This window comes from Nostoc sp. (assembly GCF_035638895.1).
Taxonomy (GTDB): Bacteria; Cyanobacteriota; Cyanobacteriia; order Cyanobacteriales; family Nostocaceae; genus Nostoc.
This window is the reverse complement of record NZ_DASQZC010000216.1, coordinates 1-1,891: the sequence shown is the minus strand read 5'-3', so window position 1 is coordinate 1,891 and position 1,891 is coordinate 1. Positions and strand designations below refer to the sequence as shown.

The following is a 1,891-nucleotide window of genomic DNA, read 5'->3' as shown; positions in this document are numbered from 1 at the left end:
GAGGAACGTAGACCCAAAGGGGCTTCCCGCAGCGTAACCCAACATTTTCTTTCTCTTTGTTGCGTTTCACGACCTTCAACCCAACCTACAAATCTGCATCATAGCCTTAGTGGAGTGGATGGAGCGATCGCAGAATAAATTCTTGGGAAATTGAGTATGAATTGAGTCAGAGAACTCAATAAATGCATTCCCATACTCTGTATGGGAACGAGGAAAAACTTCCCACTCCCTACTCCCCACTCCCTACTCCCCACTCTTCCGCCTTTTTCCACGGAAGTTTGACTGTAAAACGACTACCTTTACCTAACTGGCTTTCAGCATGGACAGTACCACCATGCAACTCGACAATTCTTTGCACCATTACTAATCCCAAACCAGTACCTCTAGCATCACGGTTAGAGGAATTTTCAACTTGCACAAAAGGTTGAAATAATTGGAAAAGGTCATCGGAAAGCATACCAATACCCGTATCTACCACGCTAAAAAAGATATATTCATTTGTAGAAGTTGGTTGGACTTCAATCCAGACTTTGCCTCCTTCTTTAGTAAACTTGATAGCGTTATTCAACAGGTTGATAAATACTTGGCGGATGCGGCTTTCATCGACTTGGATGGGTTCGAGTTCTTCAGGTATTTGTACACTCAGATAGATATTTTTCTCGAACGCTAAATGTTTAACAAAACTCAAGCTAGAGTCACATAATCCTTGAATCGAAGTACCAGCTAGTTGCAGTTCTATCTTACTGGATTCGATATCGGTAAGCTCAAGGATCTGGTTAATCAATTCTAGTAAATTCTTACCGTTGGATTCGAGAGTATTTAAAGACTGGCGCTGTTCTTCATTTACGGGGCCGTACACTTTATTTTGGAGTGCTTCTGTGATTCCTAGAATGGAGGTTAAAGGAGTCCTCAGTTGATGGCTGATATTTCCTAAAAAGGTGCTTTTGGCACGATTTGCGATTTCGGCAGCTTTCTTAGCCTCACGTAGAGCGGATTCTGCCCGTTTGCGATCGCATACTTCTAAAGTCAGGGTAACAAATTCTGCTATTGAGCTAACAAAGTTTTGCTCACTCAGTTCCCATATCCGGGGAATATCAACCTGCTCATACAATATTGTTCCCACTACTTCCCCCCCAACCCAAATGGAAGTATTAATTAGGGATACAATATTATTTGGTTCTAGCAATTCATCGCATAATTCTTGTATCCGTAAATCGTTGCGAGTGTCGCTGACGGCAATAATCCGCGCAGATGTCAAGGATTTAAAGTAGATGGGATAATCTGCAAGGTTGCGTTCTAAACCTCCTGAATGTCTCTGATTGCTACGTTCATAGAGACTTATACATTGTAGTTTAGTGCGGTCGCTATTGAATAACCACACACTAACTCGTTCTATTTCTAAAGCATTTGCTGCTTTCTCGGTAATAACTTTAAATGCCGTTTCCAGCTTTCCTTCTGAAATCGCCCTGTGATTTGCCAGTTCTGCCAACACCTGATGATGCTTTTCCAGTTTTTGCTCACTGTTAATTCGTACTTGAATCTCTTGCTGTAATTCTTGAGTTCGCTGCTTAACTTGCAATTCTAACTCTTCATTTTGGGTTATCTGTGCAGTAAAGGTTTTCCGTAACTGCTGCATCATCTCGTTCAAAGATCCACCCAGCACCTCTAGTTCTTTAATGCCCTGCACTATCACCACTGAGCCTTCGCCATTGGTGAAATCGGCTAAATCTTTTGTCGCCGTGCTGAAGTCCAAAATTGGCTGAGTTATCCAACGGGCGGTGATAATCCCCAGCAAAGTAGCTAATCCTAATGCTCCCAGACAGAGAAAAATTGTAGTTTGAGTGTTGCGATCAATTTGTCCGATAAAGTCTGCTTCTGGAACAGCCACTAC

Annotated in this window: 1 protein-coding gene; it reads right to left on the bottom strand. The window is 42.3% G+C overall.

Features of this window, described 5'->3' with window-relative positions; translation table 11 throughout:
- Positions 1–229 precede the first annotated feature (229 nt).
- A partial coding sequence (locus tag VE944_RS10420) for a sensor histidine kinase (RefSeq protein WP_324976231.1) occupies positions 230–1,891 on the bottom strand: 1,662 nt, incomplete at its 5' end.